The organism is Synechococcus sp. RedBA-s, assembly GCF_024345495.1.
GTDB lineage: Bacteria > Cyanobacteriota > Cyanobacteriia > PCC-6307 > Cyanobiaceae > Regnicoccus_A.
Genome location: NZ_JAGQBF010000007.1, coordinates 1 through 15,964, shown reverse-complemented (window position 1 = coordinate 15,964; position 15,964 = coordinate 1). Strand labels below are relative to the sequence as shown.

Annotated in this window: 20 protein-coding genes; 14 read left to right on the top strand and 6 right to left on the bottom strand. The window is 66.3% G+C overall.

The window, feature by feature from the left end:
- Window positions 1-162: 162 nt before the first annotated feature.
- Window positions 163-2,700, bottom strand: coding sequence for a ligase-associated DNA damage response DEXH box helicase (locus KBY67_RS03910; protein ID WP_255108958.1), 2,538 nt, complete (start codon window positions 2,698-2,700; stop codon window positions 163-165).
- Window positions 2,701-2,716: 16 nt separating this feature from the next.
- The gene (locus tag KBY67_RS03905; RefSeq protein WP_006170691.1) at window positions 2,717-2,926 is read right to left on the bottom strand and encodes a DUF350 domain-containing protein; all 210 of its coding nucleotides are present in this window, start codon (window positions 2,924-2,926) and stop codon (window positions 2,717-2,719) included.
- On the opposite strand from KBY67_RS03905, the gene KBY67_RS03900 reads away from it, so the two are divergent.
- The 4 genes from KBY67_RS03900 to KBY67_RS03885 all read left to right on the top strand — a co-directional run bounded on the left by KBY67_RS03900 (window position 2,925) and on the right by KBY67_RS03885 (window position 6,463).
- Window positions 2,925-3,971 carry a hypothetical protein gene (locus tag KBY67_RS03900; protein ID WP_255108952.1) on the top strand — a complete coding sequence of 349 codons (1,047 nt, stop codon included), beginning with the start codon at window positions 2,925-2,927 and terminating at the stop codon, window positions 3,969-3,971. The two genes, KBY67_RS03905 and KBY67_RS03900, sit on opposite strands and share 2 nt — an antisense overlap.
- A gap of 1 nt (window position 3,972) precedes the next feature.
- Window positions 3,973-4,203 (top strand): hypothetical protein, encoded by a 231-nt coding sequence (locus tag KBY67_RS03895; RefSeq protein WP_255108950.1) that lies wholly within the window; start codon window positions 3,973-3,975, stop codon window positions 4,201-4,203.
- Window positions 4,204-4,205: 2 nt separating this feature from the next.
- A complete protein-coding gene (locus tag KBY67_RS03890; RefSeq protein WP_255108948.1) occupies window positions 4,206-5,738 on the top strand; it encodes a polyamine aminopropyltransferase in 1,533 nt (510 codons plus the stop codon).
- A gap of 65 nt (window positions 5,739-5,803) precedes the next feature.
- Window positions 5,804-6,463 carry a DUF4178 domain-containing protein gene (locus tag KBY67_RS03885; protein ID WP_255108946.1) on the top strand — a complete coding sequence of 220 codons (660 nt, stop codon included), beginning with the start codon at window positions 5,804-5,806 and terminating at the stop codon, window positions 6,461-6,463.
- Here KBY67_RS03885 and KBY67_RS03880 read toward each other — a convergent pair.
- Window positions 6,447-8,153, bottom strand: coding sequence for an ATP-dependent DNA ligase (locus KBY67_RS03880; RefSeq protein ID WP_255108944.1), 1,707 nt, complete (start codon window positions 8,151-8,153; stop codon window positions 6,447-6,449). The two genes, KBY67_RS03885 and KBY67_RS03880, sit on opposite strands and share 17 nt — an antisense overlap.
- A 161-nt stretch (window positions 8,154-8,314) precedes the next feature.
- Here KBY67_RS03880 and KBY67_RS03875 point away from each other — a divergent pair, with 161 nt between their 5' ends.
- The 8 genes from KBY67_RS03875 to KBY67_RS03840 all read left to right on the top strand — a co-directional run bounded on the left by KBY67_RS03875 (window position 8,315) and on the right by KBY67_RS03840 (window position 12,025).
- Window positions 8,315-9,229 carry a DnaJ C-terminal domain-containing protein gene (locus KBY67_RS03875; RefSeq protein WP_255108942.1) on the top strand — a complete coding sequence of 305 codons (915 nt, stop codon included), beginning with the start codon at window positions 8,315-8,317 and terminating at the stop codon, window positions 9,227-9,229.
- Window positions 9,222-9,530, top strand: a complete 309-nt coding sequence (locus KBY67_RS03870) for a chaperone modulator CbpM (RefSeq protein WP_255108940.1) — start codon at window positions 9,222-9,224, stop codon at window positions 9,528-9,530. The genes KBY67_RS03875 and KBY67_RS03870 overlap by 8 nt, the downstream gene beginning before the upstream one ends.
- Before the next feature lie 19 nt (window positions 9,531-9,549).
- Window positions 9,550-9,771 (top strand): hypothetical protein, encoded by a 222-nt coding sequence (locus KBY67_RS03865; protein ID WP_255108937.1) that lies wholly within the window; start codon window positions 9,550-9,552, stop codon window positions 9,769-9,771.
- 258 nt (window positions 9,772-10,029) lie between these two features.
- Complete coding sequence (locus KBY67_RS03860; RefSeq protein ID WP_255108935.1) at window positions 10,030-10,308, top strand: hypothetical protein; 279 nt, start codon at window positions 10,030-10,032, stop codon at window positions 10,306-10,308.
- Entirely contained in the window at window positions 10,305-10,682 is a 378-nt protein-coding gene (locus KBY67_RS03855) for a hypothetical protein (protein ID WP_255108933.1), read from the top strand. Before KBY67_RS03860 ends, KBY67_RS03855 begins: the two co-directional genes overlap by 4 nt.
- On the top strand, window positions 10,645-10,989 hold the full coding sequence (locus KBY67_RS03850) for a hypothetical protein (protein ID WP_255108931.1): 345 nt from the start codon (window positions 10,645-10,647) through the stop codon (window positions 10,987-10,989). The genes KBY67_RS03855 and KBY67_RS03850 overlap by 38 nt, the downstream gene beginning before the upstream one ends.
- A 45-nt stretch (window positions 10,990-11,034) precedes the next feature.
- The gene (locus tag KBY67_RS03845) at window positions 11,035-11,715 is read left to right on the top strand and encodes a hypothetical protein (RefSeq protein ID WP_255108929.1); all 681 of its coding nucleotides are present in this window, start codon (window positions 11,035-11,037) and stop codon (window positions 11,713-11,715) included.
- A 106-nt stretch (window positions 11,716-11,821) separates the two neighbouring features.
- Window positions 11,822-12,025: a hypothetical protein gene (locus KBY67_RS03840; protein ID WP_255108927.1), complete on the top strand. Its 204-nt coding sequence runs from the start codon at window positions 11,822-11,824 to the stop codon at window positions 12,023-12,025.
- A gap of 188 nt (window positions 12,026-12,213) precedes the next feature.
- On the opposite strand, the gene KBY67_RS03835 is transcribed toward KBY67_RS03840, so the two are convergent.
- On the bottom strand, window positions 12,214-12,354 hold the full coding sequence (locus tag KBY67_RS03835; protein ID WP_255108925.1) for a hypothetical protein: 141 nt from the start codon (window positions 12,352-12,354) through the stop codon (window positions 12,214-12,216).
- A gap of 47 nt (window positions 12,355-12,401) precedes the next feature.
- Between KBY67_RS03835 and KBY67_RS03830 the strand changes: the two genes are divergently transcribed.
- On the top strand, window positions 12,402-13,274 hold the full coding sequence (locus tag KBY67_RS03830; protein ID WP_255108923.1) for a hypothetical protein: 873 nt from the start codon (window positions 12,402-12,404) through the stop codon (window positions 13,272-13,274).
- A 57-nt stretch (window positions 13,275-13,331) separates the two neighbouring features.
- On the opposite strand, the gene KBY67_RS03825 is transcribed toward KBY67_RS03830, so the two are convergent.
- Window positions 13,332-13,484, bottom strand: a complete 153-nt coding sequence (locus tag KBY67_RS03825) for a hypothetical protein (protein WP_255108921.1) — start codon at window positions 13,482-13,484, stop codon at window positions 13,332-13,334.
- A 293-nt stretch (window positions 13,485-13,777) separates the two neighbouring features.
- Between KBY67_RS03825 and KBY67_RS03820 the strand changes: the two genes are divergently transcribed.
- Window positions 13,778-15,334, top strand: coding sequence for a putative sensor domain DACNV-containing protein (locus KBY67_RS03820; RefSeq protein WP_255108919.1), 1,557 nt, complete (start codon window positions 13,778-13,780; stop codon window positions 15,332-15,334).
- Between the two features lie 140 nt (window positions 15,335-15,474).
- Here the strand turns inward: KBY67_RS03820 and KBY67_RS03815 are convergent, their stop codons facing one another.
- Window positions 15,475-15,696 (bottom strand): DUF1651 domain-containing protein, encoded by a 222-nt coding sequence (locus KBY67_RS03815; protein WP_255108917.1) that lies wholly within the window; start codon window positions 15,694-15,696, stop codon window positions 15,475-15,477.
- Between the last annotated feature and the right edge of the window lie 268 nt (window positions 15,697-15,964).

Sequence of the window (15,964 nt, the reverse complement as noted above, 5' to 3'; positions counted from 1 at the left end):
GCCGGCCCTTCTCCAGGGGCTTTCCAGGAACTTCAGATTGGCTGTTGCCTGTTGGTTGTTCGCTGTTCCTGGCGCCCATCACGCGAGGCACTGTCAGCCGCAGACCTTCAGCCGCAGACCTTCAGGCGGAGACATTGATGCGCAGCAATAAGCCGGCGACAGTCAGCTGTCGTCTTCGGCTTTCCTGGCTTCGGCCACTAGCCGCTGCACCCGCTCCAGCACCGACTCGTTACTCATGCGGTTGTTCAGGCGTTCCACCAGCAGAGGGAAGGCGAAGGGGCCCGGCCGTGGTGTGCGCTCCAGCAGGCGCTGGGCGCGGCTGAGGCGCTCGAGGGCCTGGCGCAGGCGGCCCAGTTCCAGCTGCTCGTCCATCACTTCGCGGCGGGCCTGCAGCAGCAGGCGGTTGCCGGGTTCATGGCGGCTGAAGACATCAAAGAGCAGGGCGGCGCTGATCTGCAGCTGGCCGCCGCTTTTGGTCTGGCCCGGGAAGCCGTTCACCACCAGGCCGGCGATCTGGGCGATCGAGCGGAAGCGACGGCGGCAGAGTTCGGAGAGGTTGATCGAAGCCTCCAGATCGGCTTCGAGTTCGCTCTGATCCAGCAGGGCTTCGCTCCACTCCTCGTAGAGAGCTTCGAAGGGATAGCCGCGGGGGGCCAGCAGCTCGAAGCCGTAGTCGTTCACCGACACCGTGATCGTGGCCGACTGGATGCGCGTGAGCCGACCGGCCCAGAGGAAGCCCAGACCCTCATGCACGAAGCGCCCCTCGAAGGGGTAGGCGAACAGATGGCTGCCCTCGCGGCTGCGGGTCACCTCCACCAGGAACTGATCCTCCCGGGGCAGGCGCGAGAGGTCGGCCTGGCGGCGCAGCAACGGCTCCAGTGCCCGCAGTTCAGGCGTGTCGAGGCGCTGATTGTTGCCGCTGCCTGCCGCTGCAGCCTGGTCGCTGGCCTGGAGAGCGCCGGCACAGCGGTGCACTTCCCGGCGCAGATGACCGCTGAGCAGATCGGAGAGGGCCATCTGGCCCCCGGCCCAGGCGGGCACCGTGCGGCTCTTGCGGGTGCTGGCCTTCACCAGGGCGGTCATGTCGCGCAGGCGCACGAACTCCAGCTGCCGCCCGGCAAAGAAGAACACATCACCGGGCTTCAGGCGTGAGACAAACCCCTCCTCCACCTGGCCGAGGCTGGCGCCGCGCACCACCTTGACGGTGATCGAGCGGCTGGAGGTGATCGTGCCGATCCCGAGCCGGTGCAGGCGGGCGATGGCGGGAACGTTGACCTTGTAGAGGAACGAAGCCTCCGGCCTTGCGGTCGCTGCCGAGCAGGGCTCGCGCTCCAGCTTGCGGAAGCGGGGGTAGGCGCCGAGGCAGTCGCCGCCGTGCTCCAGGAAGCGCAGGCACCAGTGCCAGCTGGCGTCATCGAGCTGGCGGTAGCTCCAGCTGCTGCGCACCCGCTGCAGCTCCTGCTCGGGCTCGAAGCCCGGCCCGCAGGCCAGGCTGGTGAGGTGCTGTAGCAGCACGTCCAGTGGCGCCAGCGGCGGCCGGCGGGTTTCCACCAGCCCCTCCCTCAGTCCCCGCCGCATCGCCGACACCTCCAGCAGCTCCAGGGCGTTGGTGGGCATGAACAGCACCTGGGAGGTGCCGCCGGGGTTGTGGGCCGAGCGGCCGGCCCGCTGCAGCAGCCGCGCCAGGTTCTTGGCACTGCCGATCTGCACCACCTGCTCCACCGGCTGGAAATCGACCCCCAGATCAAGGGAGCTGGTGCAGACCACCCAGCGCACGTCCCCCGCCTTCACCCCCGCCTCGATCGCTTCGCGCTCCCCGCGGTCGATGGAGCCGTGGTGCAGGGCCAGCGCCCCCTCCATGTCAGGGCAGGCATAGCGCAGACATTGATGCCAGCGCTCCGACTGATTGCGCGTGTTGGTGAAAATGAGCGTGGAGATGGCTGGATCGAGGGCCGCCACCAGCTCCTCGTACATGCGCAGGCCCAGGTGGCCCCCCCAGGGGAAGCCATCGATCGACTCCGGCAGCAGGCTGCGGATCTCGGTGCCCCGCCGCACCCGCGCCCGCACCAACAGGGGCTCCTCGCTGGCGCCAACCCCCACCGCCGCGCGGGCGGCCTCCTCCAGGTTGCCGATGGTGGCGCTGATCGCCCAGGTGCGCAGGCCGGGGCACTGGCCCCGCAGCCAGCTCAGGGCCAGCTCCGTCTGGGTACCGCGCTTGCTGCCCATCAGCTCGTGCCATTCATCCAGCACCACCGCTTCGAGGCCAGCGAACAGCTGCGGGGCCGCCCGGTTCGCCAGCAGTACCGAGAGCGATTCCGGCGTGGTGATCAGGATCTGGGGCGGCTGCCTGAGCTGACGGCTGCGTTCAGCGCTGGCGGTGTCGCCGTTGCGAATGCCCAGGCTCAGGGGCCAGCCCATGGCCTCGATCGGCTCCCGGATCGCCAGGCCCAGATCGCGACTGAGGGCGCGCAGGGGTGTGAGATAGAGCAGGCGCAGGCCTGATCCTGGATTCGCCAGCATCGCGGCGATGGGCCCCATCACCGCCGCATAGGTTTTGCCGGCGCCGGTCGGCACCTGGATCAGACCGCTCTGCCCGCGCAGGTAGGCCTTCCAGCACTGGCGCTGAAACGGAAGGGGCCGCCAGCCCTTGTGGCGGAACCAGGCCTCGATCGGCTCGAGGGCAACGGGCTGGGAGGCCAAGGCAGGGGGACTCGGATCAGGTGGTGAGGATGCCCACCACCACCGCGGCGATGGCCAGGATCACGGCCCCCAGCACCACACCGGCCGCCACGTTGCCCTTGCGGATCTCGGCGCGGTAGTCGATCGGGGAGAGCTTGTCGAACAGCAACAGGCCCGCATAGATGAGGATGACCCCGACGACGGTCCACCCGACCGTCAGCAGGAGTTGGAGCAGGGGTTTGACCATGGCGGCATCCCGAAGCGCCATTCAGGCTAAGGACCAGGTCGGCTCACGGCCTAGCCCGTCAGATGTGCGGCGCTGGCCGCTGCTGCTGGGGCTGTTGCCCCTGATCCCTCTGCTGCTCCTGCTGCTCTCGCTGCTGGAGCGACCCCAGCGCCAGGAGATCGCGGTGGCACCGGAGGAGTCGAGCACCAGCGAACCCCTGCGTCTGGAATCAGGCGGGTTCGGCAGTCCGCTGATCAAACTGCGGGCCGAGCTGCCCGTGAACAGCTCGATGGGCTTGGGGGTGGAGCTGCTCGACGCCGGCGGGGCCACCGTGCTGGAGCTGGCCAAAGACGGCTGGCGTGAGACCGGAACCTGGTCGGAAGGGGGAGAGAGCGGCCGCTGGGAGGAGAGCGACGACGGGGTGCGGCTGTCGCTGCGGCCGCCGCGATCGGGGATGTACCGGCTGCGGCTCACGCTCGAGGATCTGCTCGACACCTCCGGACGCCCCCTTGAGAGCCCCCTGCTGGTGCGGCTGGAGGTGCGCAACCACAGCGTCAATGCACCGCTGCTCTGGTTCACCGCCGTGGTGACGCAGGTGATGGCGTGGATCGCCATGGGATCCCTCTACCGCAACTGGCGCCTGCGCAAGGTGCTGCGGCTGGAAGACCACCGCGTGCTCCTGCGCTGCCGCCTGGGGGGGCCTGGCCTGGTGCGTGTGGCGTTGAGGGCCCGCTACGAGCGTCCCTCCAGCGACGCCGGTCCCCACTCTCCCCGGCTGCAGGCGGAGCTGCAGCTGGAGGTGAGCGATGCCCTCGGCCGTTCGCGCCTGGGCTTCAAGCGGGTCTTGCCGGTGGCGGCCCATTCCAGCGACGGCGACCACTGGCTGACGGTGGAGGAGGTGCTCCATCTCAAGGTGGACGAGCCCGCCAGCCTGGGGTTGCGACTGACGCTGCCCGAAACCATCGCCGATGGCGGCGAGCCCTGGGAGATCGAGTGGATACGGCTGGTGCTGGAAGACGGCGTGCTCAGCCCCCACCCGGTGGCGGTACTGACGCTGGAGGCCTGAGATGGCTCCCGAGCGCACGTTGATCCTGGTGCTCACCCTCTCGGCCATGACGGTGGGCACGGTCACCGCGGTCAGCCGGCCCTACCTGTTCCAGTTGGGGCAGGAGGGGGTGCCGTCTGGATCCAGCGGTGTCATCTACCGAGGCAGCTACCGGGGTGGCCTCTGGGTGCCCCGCAGCGGTCGCTCCAGCTGGCCTGGTTTCCAGGGGCGAGGCCCCGGGACGGCGAAGTAGGCATGCCGCCCCTCTCGCCGCTGCAGGTGCGGGTGCTGCTGGCCACCGCCGCACTCTCCTCCAGCGTGGGGCTGGTCCTGGAATTGATGCTCGTCACCCAGGCCAGCTATCTGCTGGGCGACGCGGCCCTGGCCACGGGGGTGGTGATCGGCACCTTCCTGGCGGCCATGGGGCTCGGGGCCTGGCTGAGCCAGTACGTGGGTGGTGGCGAGCGGCCCCAGCAGCGGCTCCTGAGCGCGTTCCTGCTGGTGGAGCTCTGCCTCTCTCCGCTCTGTCTGCTGGGTCCGCTGGCCCTGTTCGCTTTGTTCAGCGTCGATGGACCGCTCTGGCTGGCCCTGGTGGTGGTGACCGTGCTGGTGGGGGTGCTGGGGGGCATGGAGGTGCCCCTGCTGACCAGGCTGCTGGAGAGCCAGCAGCACCTGCGCAAGGCCCTGGCCCGGGTGCTGGCCCTGGATTACCTCGGGGCCCTGCTGGGTTCACTGCTCTTTCCGCTGCTGCTGCTGCCCTGGTTCGGCCTGCTGCCCACTGCCGGCCTGCTGGCGATGATGCCCCTGATCAGCAGTGCGGTGCTGTGCTGGGTGTTCCCCAGCTGCCGGCGCTGGCGCTGGCCGGTGAGCGGCGCCCTGCCCCTGGCGGCTCTGGCCGCCTGGGCGCTGGTGCCCCTCGGCAACCGGATCGAGGATGGTCTCTACGACGATCCGGTGGTGGGGAGGCTGCAGACCCGCCATCAGCGCATCGTGCTCACCAGCCGCCGCGGTGATCTGCGCCTGTTCCTCGATGGGAACCTGCAGTTCTCCAGCCTGGATGAATACCGCTACCACGAGGCGCTGGTGCATCCGGCCCTGGCCCTGCACGGGCAGCCTGAACGTGTGCTGCTGCTGGGGGCGGGCGATGGCCTGGCGGCGCGGGAGATCCTGCGTTGGCCGAGCGTGCGCCGGCTTGATCTGGTGGAGCTGGATCCGCAGATGCTGCAGCTGGCCCGGGCCCATCCCTTCCTGCGCCGCCTGAACCAGGCCAGCCTCGACGACCCGCGGGTGCACACCCACGTGGGAGATGCCTTCGAGCTGGTGCGCCGCCTGCCGGGCCCCTACGACGTGGTGATCGCCGATTTTCCGGACCCCGAGAGCCCTGCTCTGGCGAGGCTTTACAGCGTCACGTTCTATGGACGCCTGCTGGGGCGGCTGGCGCCCGGCGGCTTGCTGGTGACCCAGGCCTCCACCCCCTTCTTCACGCCGAAGGTGATGGCCTCGATCCAGGCCACCTTGGCCGAGCTGGATCTGGTCACGCGGCCCTACAGCGTCGATGTGCCCAGCTTCGGGCCGTGGGGGTTCGTGCTGGCCCATCGCCCCGGCCGGAGTCTGCAGGTGTCGACCCCGCCGTTTGAGGGGCGCTGGTTCGATCGCGCCCAGCTGGAGACGTTGTTCGTGCTGCCACGGGATCTGCGCCCGGTGGGCGATGCGGTTGTGCTGCCGAACCGTCTGACGCGGCCGGTTCTGGATGGATACCAGCGCCAGTCGCTCTGGCGTCAGGACTGATCCCCCGGCCATGCTCGATAGGCTGATGCTCTCTGGACGTTGGGCTCCGGGCCGAGGCTGTGCCCATGGGCGTCTGGGTTCTGCTGGTGCTGCTACTGCTGGCGGCGTGGGCCCTGCGCCAGCTGCAGCAGCGACGCCCGTGCCCAGCGGCCCCGCTCCAGGAGCGAACGCTCTTTGATCTGCGCACTGGCGACATCGTTCAGGCCGACGGCCGTGACTGGGTGGTGGAAGACCGCCTGCTCTACGACGAGGAGGGCTTCCAGTGGCTGGAGTATCTGCTGCGCGACGGCAGCGAGGGCCGCTGGCTCTGCGTCTGCGAAGACGACTGGCTGGAGGTGAGCTGGCTGGAGCAGGGCCCCGCTGAGCTGGCCCGGCAGCTGGATCAGCAACCCCTGCCCTTCCCGGGAACGATCAACTGGGAGGGGGTGACCTATCAGCTGAAGGAGCAGGGCCGCGCGTCAGTCACCTCCACCTCCCGCGCCATGAACAGGCGGTTGAGCGGCTGCCGCTTCGGTGATTACGAGGGTCCCGATGGCCTCGTGTTGTTCCTGGAGCGCTGGGATGGAGGCAGCCCCGGCTCCCGCCCACCGGCCCCTGGCTCTGAGCCCGCTCCCGCGGAGGCTGAGGCGGAGGTGACCCTTGGCCGCCTGCTGGATCCCGCCTCTCTGGTGCTGCTACCAGGGGATGGTCGCTCGGTGTACCGCACCCTCAGCCCGGGGGGTTGAGCCCCTCCAACAGCTGCAGGGCCGTGGCGAGGCAATCGGCTTCCGCCGCCGGTTTGTCGCGGCGCCAGCGGGAGATGCGCGGGAAGCGCACCGCCAGGCCGCTCTTGTGGCGTTTCGAGGCCTGCAGACCTTCGAAGGCCAGCTCGAACACCTGCAGGGGCTCCACCGCCCGCACTGGCCCGAAGCGCTCGATGGTGTGGCGGCGGATCCAGCGATCGAGTTCGGCGATCTCGGCATCATCGAGGCCTGAATAGGCCTTTGCAAAGGTCATGAGCTGGGGTGCACCACCGGCCGCGTCCGATTCCCCGGTGGTGACGCCAGTCGTGCCGGCAGATCCCGGCGGGTGGCTCCACAGCCCGAAGGTGTAATCGGTGTAGAGGTTGGCGCGGCGGCCGCTGCCGGCCTGGGCATAGAGCAGCACCGCATCGAGATGGAGCGGTTCGAGCTTGTGCTTCCACCAGTCGCCGCGGCGGCGGCCGGCCCGGTAGGGAGACTCCAGCCGTTTCAGCATGAGTCCCTCGGCCCCCACATCGCGGGCGCGGCCGCGATGCCGCTCCAGCTCCTCCCAGCTGCCCAGGGGCACGGCCACCGAGCCGCGCAGGCGCTGCCGCTCGGGGTGATGGCCCTGGGCCACGGCAGCGCACAGCTCGTCCAGCCGCTCCAGCCGCTGCCGCAGGGGTTCGTCGCGCCTGTCGGCGCCGGCCGATTCGAGCAGGTCGTAGGCGACGAAGGCCATCGGGCACTGGCGGCGCAGGCTCCCTCCCACGCTCCTGCGGCCCAGCCGCCGCTGCAGGGTCGCGAAGCCGTGGGGCCGCTCCTCGCCGGGATCCCAGACGATCACTTCGCCGTCGAGGACGGTGCCCTCCGGTAGGGCCTCCCCCAGGCTCACCAGCTCGGGAAAGCTCTCGTTCACCAGCTCCTCGCCGCGGCTCCAGAGAAAGCTGGTGCCGGCGCGGCGGATCAGCTGGCCGCGGATGCCATCCCACTTCCACTCCGCCCGCCAGTGGCTGGGATCCCAGCCCTCCAGCTGGGCCGGATCGAGGGGACTGGCCAGGAAGAAGGGAAAGGGCCGGCTTGCCGGCACCGCCGCCCCTTCCGCCGCAGGGGCGAGCAGGCCGTGGAAGGCGTCGGCCGTGGGCTCGAAGCCCCCCATCAGGCGCTGGGCGATTTCGGCCTCCTCCAGCCCCGCCACCCGCGCCAGAGCCCGGGTGACCAGCCCGGTGGACACCCCTACCCGCAGGCCCCCGGTGAGCAGCTTGTTGAACAGGAACGCCTGGCCTGCGGGAAGGGAGGCCCAGGCGTTCAGCACGGCCCGGGCCTGGGCGGCGGGCTCCAGCGCCGCGATCGCCGGCAGCCGCTCCCCCATCCACGCGGCCAGGGGACGCTCGACCGTCTCGGTCCCTGCCAGGGCCAGCTGCGGCAGCAACAGGGCGATCGTCTCGGCGCTGTCGCCCACCTGGGCATGGCAGTCGTCGAACAGCCATTCCGGCAGATTCGAGGCGGCCAGGGCGATCTCCCGCAGCCGCCTGCCGGTGATCATCCGCTTGCGCCTCTTGCCGAGCAGCAGGGTGACCGCCCAGGCCCCATCGGCGGGATCCACCGCGTGCAGATAGGCCTCCAGGGCAGCCACCCTGGCACCGGTGCCGGCGCTGCGGTCGAGCTGTTCATAGAGAACGCAGAAGTCGCGCATGGATGGCGGCCCTGGCGGATCGGACTCCACCCTGGCGAGTGCCATGGCCGATCGCCCGACCTTGCAGGCCGCGCGGGAGGATGGCGACCAGGGCTCTGCGGCGGAAGCGCCAACCCACTCGGCGCTTTCGCCCGCCCTGCAGCCTCCGGTGCCAAGGCCCGATGAAGTTCAAGGACTACTACGAGACCCTCGGCATCGAGCGGGGAGAGAGAGACGAGGAGATCAAGAAGGCCTACCGGCGCCTGGCCCGCCAGTACCACCCCGACATCTCCAAGGAGCCGGGCGCCGAGGATCGCTTCAAGGAGATCAGCGAGGCGTACGAGACCCTCTCCGATCCGGAGAAGCGCCAGGCCTACGACGGTCTGGGCCGCCATCACCCCGGCGAGGAGTTCCGGCCACCTCCGGAGTGGGACGCCCGCTTCTGGCAGGGCCAGGCCCACCAGGAGGTGGACCTCTCGGAGCTGTTCGAGCAGATGGGATTCCGCACCTCGCAGCGGCGGCGCCAGGCGGGAGGCGCGGAGTTCCCGATCCGCGGTCAGGACTTGGAGGTCGTGGCCCGGCTGACGCTCGACGAGGTCGCTCGCGGCACCCAGGTGACCCTGGAGCGGCCGGGTGGGAACGTGCGCATCCGTGTGCCCATGGGTGTGACCGACGGCGAGCGGCTGCGCATTCCGGGACGCGGCGGCCCCGGCAGTGGTGGGGGCCCCGACGGGGATGTGTACATCCACATCCAGCTGCTGCCGCACCCGCTGTTCCGGCCTGTGGGTCATGACCTTTACCTGGAGCTGCCGGTGACCCCCTGGGAGGCGGCTCTCGGCGCAGAGATCGAGCTGCCCACCCTCGATGGCCGCGTGCGGGTGACGGTGAAACCTGGCGCGCAGGCGGGTCAGAAACTGCGGCTCGCTGGCAAGGGACTGCCGATGCGTGGCGGAGGGGGCGGCGATCTTTATGGTGTGCTGCAGCTCGTGATGCCCAAGGAGTTCAGCGAGCGCGAACAGGAGCTCTATCGTGAGTTGGCGACGGAGTCCTCCTTCCAGCCCCGTCCGCAGTTCACCGGAGGGACGACCCGTGGCTGACGATCTTCTGATCCTGGTGGACGCCGAGGCTCCGGTGGAATCGGCCGAGCTGCTGGCGGCTTCGGGTCTGGCCCAGGAGGAGCTGGTGGAGCTGGTCGAGTTCGGCGTCTTTGAAACCAGCGATGGCGTCGCGGGCTGGAGTTTCCAGGCGCGGGCGGTCCACCAGGCGCGGCGGGCGGTGAAGCTGAGGGACACCTTCGGGCTCAACCCCCCCGGTATGGCCCTGGCCCTCACCTACCTGGAGAAAATCGAGGCTCTGGAGCAACGGCTGCGGGAACTAGAGTGTCTGCTGCCCCGTTGAGGCTAGAGCGGCCGTAGCCATGGAGGCTTCAGAACTCACCACCGGATCGTTGATCACACGGCACCTCAGCGTGCATCGGGTCAGTGATCTCGCTCTGTACGAGGAGCATTCGGCCATCATCCAACGGCTCTGCGCCGAGCTGGGATTCAAGGAACCAGCCACGGCGATGGCCTGGGTGTTCGATCAACTGGAGCAGTCGAAAGATCTGCAGAAGGCCATCTTCGATCTGCTCAACGACTGATCGGATCCTCAGTCAGCACTTGGCTGCAGGCTGGAATCCTTTCGCCCCGATTGACATCTCAGGGATTGGCCGCCAGCAGCGCGGGCAATACGCGGGCAACACAGCCGTAGGGGCAGCGGTCTTGCCCGCGTCATCGCCCGGCGATCCTTTGCAGCCGCTTGCGCTGCTGCTACCTTTTTCAGCAAGCAACGTCACCCGCTAGCACACACCCTCACGCAGCCACCCCTGACCTTCTGATTCCAGGGGTCTGCGTGAGAGATGAGCATTGAGCCAGGTTCCCCCTGGGTGCCGATCGCTGAGCTTTCTGCAGCCGTCGGGCCATCCGAGCGGCAGATCCACAAGCTGAAGACGCAAGGCGTCCTCCGCCCCGGCCACCACTTCTATGCGGTGGGCAGTGACGGCGGCCAGCAGTTCTATTCAGTGCCGCGTGTTCGCGAGGCCCTGCTGGAGCTGGCGGCCAAGAAGACCCGACGCCGCAAGCCAGCTGAGGTGTACGACCAGCAGCACACCGCTGCCCTGGTGGAGGCCGTCAAGTGAGCGCCACCACTCAGAAGCCGCTTTCAGCCAGCACGTCCGTGGTGCTGCCCAAGTCCGCCGTCGTCACTCTCCGCCGGATGTTCCAGCATCTGGTCGTCAGTAAGTCCCGGATCGACCAGCGCCACCAGCAGGAACGTGAGGCCATGATCTCGATCCAGGAGTCCGAGCAGCCGCTCCGGCTCTGGGAGCTTGACCTCTTGTGCATTCCGGGAGCCGTCGCCGAGGCACTGAACCTGCCCGTCTACAGCGAGCAATTCGACGTGCGGACAGAAAGACCCTGGCCAGGGATGAGCAGCGAATCCTGGCCATGGTGCTCCGGCGCATCGAGGCCGGCAAGTGAGCGCCACCTGTCCCCCGGCGCCGAAGCCGTCTAAGGCCCGCCGCGCCTCTGGGACCAAGCTCACACCCCAGCAGCGTGAACTGCTCAGGGCGGTGCTGTTTGACCTGGCAAAAGAGCTGCGGCCCCTCACGGTGCGTGGCCTCTACTACCAGGCGGTCATCAGCACCGCCCTGCCCTTCATCACGAAGGACTCCAACCGCTCCAGGCGGAGCTACGGCTTCGTCCAGCACGAAGCGCTCACCCTCCGGGTGGAGGGGGTCATCCCCTGGTCGTGGATCGTGGACGAGTCCCGTCCTGACTACAGCGTCGCCCGCTGGTACGCCCCGGCCGGCTTTGCTTAAGTCGCACCGCAGTATTACCGGCTCGACATCTGGGAGGGGCAGGCGGTGCGCCCGCTGGTGCTGCTGGAAAAGGTCGGGCAGATCCCCGTCTATCGCCACCACGGCATCGAGTTCGGCGTGGACATCTTGGCCACCAAGGGGTTCGGCTCGTCCAGCCAGCTCTGGTCCGCAGCGGAAACAATCAGCGAGTGGCTGGACACCGGCCAGAACATCCAGCTGATCGTCTGCGCCGACTTCGACCCCTCCGGGTGCGACTGGTCCCGCGCCGCTCAGGTGGAGCTGTGCCAGCACCTGATCCGCCGGCACCGGGGGGACTACCTGCTGGACGACTTCTCCGATGAGCGGCTGGCCACCCCAGATGGTGCCGCGGCTTTACTTACCGAGGCAAACAGCGTTCTTGATGGGGCGCTCTGGGGCCAGCTCAGCATCCGCCGTGAGTTGGTCAACCTTGATGACCTGCACCGGCTCGGCCCTGCCGTGGCCCTGCGGGCACCCAACCCCAACGACACCCGCACCGCGAAATGGCTGGAGCGGTTCGGCTTCAGCGCTGCCCAGGAGTCGGTGGTGGAGATGGACGCCATCAGCCCGAACGTGGCCCGTGTCCGCCTGGCGGTGATCTACGAGGAGTTGTTTGACGGGTCCATCAGCGAGCGGGTGGAGCTGCAGGACCGTCACCGCGAAGCGATCACCGCCGCCCTGGCATCACTCGACGAAGACCAGTCCTGATCAATACGGCTGACGCTTCCGCCGCACCAAAGCCCGTCATCACCACCACCACCCGACCATTGACTACCAGCACGCCACACCAGAGCCGACGCCAAAGCCAGATGACATGGATGCGCTGCTGCGCTACCTGGCCGAAAAGCTTGTCGAGCAGACCGTCGCCATCCAGGCGCTGGGCCTCCAGATCGCGCAGCGGCACGCCGCCGTTGACGCCTGCAGCGGCTGCCGATGGGATGACGACGAGGTGATCGGCACCTGCCGTGGCCTGGCTGACATCGAGCGCCGCACCCGCTCGTCATCGGCGGAGGGTTGATCGATGACCACCACTGCTGCCTCTTTCACCACCAGCAGGTGACCTGCCCGCCTGGCTCGAAGAAGAATGCAGTTCGCGCTAAGCGGCGCATCTGTATCAGACGGCGCCATGCGGCGTCCGCAGCATCTCAGCAACAGCGCACCACCAGCGGTAGCGGCTTCGCCAATGAACGAAAGGAATGCCCTTAATCAGCCCTGGCGGTGGAGCAGTCTCACCGGCAGGGCCCTGGGGCTCATGCGTACCTGTGGTGAGAGCAGGTCAGCCAGACCGGCCATGGCGTTGAGCAGCACCCGATCCGTCCAGAGCGCCCCTTGCAGGACGGACGCCAATCGCTCAGCGCCTAGATTATGCCGGAATCAATTCAGATGCACACGACATGGCGAATCTTGGTATCTTTCCGTTCACCAATGAATCAGACTTGGCTGAATCCAATGAAGACTGGGTGGTTCAATCCGGCGTAGTAGTAGACTCTCTCAACGGCAACGACACCATCACAAGTAGCGGAAGCGTCTTCTCCGGCATCGCAAACCGCGGCACGATCAATACTGGTGACGGCAACGACACCATCACAGGCAGCGGCGTCGACGACAACGGCATCGACAACTTCGGCACGATCAATACCGGCGCCGGCAACGACACCATCACAGGCAGCGGCGTCGACGGCAACATAGGCATCGTCAACGACGGCACGATCAATACCGGCGCCGGCAACGACAGTATCATCGGCACCGGTATCGGCACCGGTATCGGCACCGGTATCGGCAACGGCACCGGCATCGAGAACGGCGTCACGATCGATACCGGTGCCGGCAACGACAGCATCACCGGCACCGGCACCTTCGGCATCGTCAGCATCGGCACAATCGATACAGGCGCCGGCAACGACAGCATCACCGGCGCTGGCACCAAAATCGACATCGTCAACTTCGGCACGATCAATACCGGCGCTGGCAACGACACCATCAACGCTCTTCAAGGGGGCTTCGCCGGAGATGGAACCACGAACCTCGGCACTGGAAACGACACCCTCAAGGGCTTCGGGAGTGGCAATTTCTTCGGTGATACTGGAAAAGACAAGATTCTGTTCGGTGCAGGCGAATACGAAATCAGCGGGGGGATCATCACATCTGGTGGTATTGATATGAACGTCACCGGCTTTGAGTCCATCGGTGGCGCCAATGGTGGACTCTTCAGCTTTGCCGTTGGCACCCTCACGGTCGACGCAGGCGGTGTTGGAACTTTTGCCTGATGCCGTAATCACCAGCGGGGCTCCAGGGGGCTGAATATCTGTCCTGGGAGCAGGGGCTCAGATGGGGCGGCGGAGTGCCGGGTAGGGCAGGCCCATTCGGTGCTCCAGCTCATCTCTCTTGATCTCCAACATGATCGGCTTGAGCCACTCCAGGAAGGCCAGATCATCGGGGCTGAGGCGTGGCTTCAGGCGACGGCGGGCCATGGTCATCAGTGGCGACAGCTGAGAGTGTTCCCCGCTCGACCGCCGTTCAGCACCAGGGGACCAGCGATGGCTGCTGAGCGTCGGCGGAGCCCCGCCAGAGGGCCAGGGGCTGCGCCAGGACGGAGGTCTTCGATCACGGTCAGGCCTGCAGGGGCCAGCCGTGAGGCGGGTGCTGGAGGAGCTGCTTGCGGTGCTTGACCGCACCAGACCTGATGGGGTGATCTGATCTACCACTGCGGCTCCACGCGTCTCCAGCTCGCCTGGAGAAGCTTCAGCAAGCGGAACCCCCCAACTGTGCGATGTCGAACACCCCCGAAGCGGTGGGTATTCAGCAAGCAGTAAACCCGTCGATCACCACCCGTCCCCGCGATCGCGTGGTTCAGATGCTGGTCAAGGCCGCCAACCAGATGCAGGAAGACCCCGCAGGGATCACCAGCACCGACCTGGAGGCGCCGCAACAGGTGGTGGCAGCCCTTCGAAGCCGGTTGCATTGGCGACATGGCGCAAGGGCCTTGGAGGAGGCAAGATCATGCATCTCTGCAGATGCCCACCATTCTAAGAACAGCATCGCTTCTAACTCCGCAAGTCAAGTGATGGGAATGGCTAGGGTCGATTCGCTTCTTTCAGCATCATCGATACAGGCTCTGATTGGGCGTTTTGTTGACAGCAAGGCCCAAGCCACAATCAAGCAGACCTTGGACATTGCTTACAAGGCAAGTCTCTTTCAGTACGAGGGCAGAACCATACGCTTTGCATTGGCTTTCGACCTGGACCACCAGCGCATGAGGCCCGTACAGCGGTTCTCAACAAAAATCGAACTCACACCTAAACAACTCCAGGCTATCAGTGCTGCATTCCGACCTGAAAGTCATTGCTTGGTCATCGCAGCCACTAAGGCAGACGGGTCTTTCCCAGCAATCATTGGAACTGCGCCTAGGCCTCGATCTACAGTGCCGCCTCCCCAGCTCTATCAGCCGTCGGTCGTGGTGGATGTTGAGGCTCCTGGCATCGTCTCGCTAACCATTGGAGAGTCCAAGGCAGTGTTCAGGCGAGGCGAGATATATGAGCGTTCACCTGGCTTTACTGGCCTACCTCTTGTGCGAGAGACTGAGAGACTTATTCATGAAGTCTGCAACCCAAAAGAGAGTCGGGATCCGCTTCTTCTTCATGGTGAACAGCCTCAGGCACAGGTCACCCTTCATGACTGGACACTTCAAGATGCCGAAACCCGATCTATCATCAACAGATCTGCTTGCAGGCTCTACGACCAGACCCTGGAGAGCATTGCCAGAAAAATGCTTAAGGCACGACGCGGCGGTGCTGTACTCCTCCTGCCGGAATCATGCAAAACAGACAAGCTGGTTCACGGGGGGCGTTGGTACAAGAGCCCGGATTCACAGATCTTTGATCAGCTCGTCCTAATGCTCAGACTGGAAGCAATCTCTCGCCAACTGTTCACGGGAACGCCCAAGAGTATTGAGACTAATTGCAGATTTTCGACAGCTGGCAAGCACTACGCCAGCGAGCAGGTGAGGCCTGCACTACGCTCCACACTTGCTTCACTTGATAACGCCTGCCAACACTGCTCGGATCTCACAGAAGCCGATGGTGCCACGATCTTGGGAACAGACTTCGGGATCAGAGGATTCAGTGCCAAATTGTCCTCATTCCACAACCCTCTTCCCGAACCACTCGCCACTTTTCTGGAGACCCGAGGCAATCGGCATCGATCCATGGCGGGTGCCATCGCCAGCCAACCGGGTGCCATCGGCTTAGTGGTTTCTCAGGACGGTGACGTTACGGTGTTCACCCATGAGCCAGGCTGCGGTATCAGCCATGGGGAGATCGTTCTCTGATGCACTGCAATGAAAGAGAAGTAGGGGCAGGTTGAGGCATAATCTGTTCTCTGAAAAGCCTCGCCGTTTATCTCTGAGGCAGGTTCTGGAGGAGCTGCTTGCGGTGCTTGACCGCACCAGACCTGATGGGGTGATCTGAGCTACCACTGCGCTTCCACCCGCCTCCAGCCCGCCTGGAGAAGCTTCTGCCAGTGCTCGATCGCTCGTTTACGGGAGAGCCTCTCTCGCCGCTTCAGGAGGGCTGGCTGACCGGCAATCGGCTCCCCTCGGTCGATGAAGACGTAGGCCTCGTAGCGGGCAGTGTGGTCACGGTGGAAGCGGAGGACGTTGCGGCCACTGGACTCCTGGAGCCAGCCGTCCATGGAGAGAGGAGTAGTTCGCTCGTACTATCGCGTGGAGTTGCGCTCAGGGACATCCTCCAGCCGCTGAACGTGGCACTCCCAGTGGGTTGGGCGAAAGCGCAGCACGTGGCGACCTTCGCTGACCCAGTCTGAGGTGGACTGGCTTTTCTGGACAGGCCCCATCGTTAACCTCTGAGGCGGGGCACCGCCCCTGAGAAGGGGCTCCCACCGTTGGCGACGCCTTCTCCGAAGGAGTTGAGCAAACGCCGCACGCACAGCCCCGAGTTCA